1 protein-coding gene is annotated in these 1,008 nt (G+C 76.6%); it reads left to right on the forward strand.

The genetic code is table 11. From position 1 onward, the window contains the following. Nucleotides 1–1,008, forward strand: a 1,008-nt coding sequence (locus MHY85_RS21115; protein WP_239200435.1) for a methyl-accepting chemotaxis protein, incomplete at both ends; no start/stop codon positions are given.

The following is a 1,008-nucleotide window of genomic DNA, read 5'->3' on the forward strand; positions in this document are numbered from 1 at the left end:
CCGCCCCCTCCCGCACCCGAGCCCGGCGGCTCGTCGCCGACGCCCCCGTCGGCGCCCGCATCGGTGCGGTGCTCGGCCTGCTCGCCGTCGCGGTGGGCGTGGTCGCCGGCCTGGGCATCGCCCGCCTCGGCGGGCTGGAGCAGTCGATCGACCGCCTCGGCCGCGACGCCATCGAGCCGCAGACCTACCTGGTCAACACGCAGCGCTGGTTCCAGGCGAGCCGCGCCCGGGTGCTCGAGTACGGGATGGTGGCGCCGGAGGACCGGGCCGGGATCGTGGCGGACCGCGCGGGCTTCGACGCGGACGCGCTGGAGAACGTCGCGGCGTACGAGCCCTACGTGCTCGACGAGGACGCCTACGCGGCGCTGCGCGACGCCTACGGGCGCTACCAGGCCGCCGCCGACGCCATCGAGCCGCTGGCCGACGAGGGCGGGACCGCGTACCACGACGCCTACGCGGACCAGGTGCGCGGCATCACCACCGAGCTCGGCGACGCGCTCCAGGCGCTGACGGACTCGGTGTCCGCGCACGCGGAGCAGGGTGTGGCGGACGCCGCGGGCGACGCGCGCGCGGCGACGGTGCAGATGATCGCGGTCGGCGCGGGCGGGGTGCTCCTCGCGGCGGCGCTCGGCGTGCTGCTCGTCCGCCGCATCGTGCGGGACCTGGCGACGGTGCAGCGCACCGTGCAGAGCATCGGCGACGGCGACCTGACGGTGGCCGTGCCGCTGGACTCCCGGGACGAGCTCGGCCGGATGGCGGGCTCGCTGAACGAGGCGCAGGGCTCGCTGCGCGCGCTGATGAGCGGCGTCGTGCACACGGCGCAGACGGTCGCGGCCGCGGCCGAGGAGCTCTCGGCGGCCTCGCAGCAGGTGGTGGCGGGGTCGGATGAGACGTCGGCGCAGGCGGGGGTCGTGGCGGCGGCTGCGGAGCAGGTGTCGCGGAACGTGCAGACGGTGGCCGCGGGTGCCGAGCAGATGGGGGCCTCGATCCGGGAGATCGCGCAGAACG

The sequence above is a fragment of the Cellulomonas sp. ACRRI genome, assembly GCF_022346185.1.
GTDB lineage: Bacteria > Actinomycetota > Actinomycetes > Actinomycetales > Cellulomonadaceae > Cellulomonas.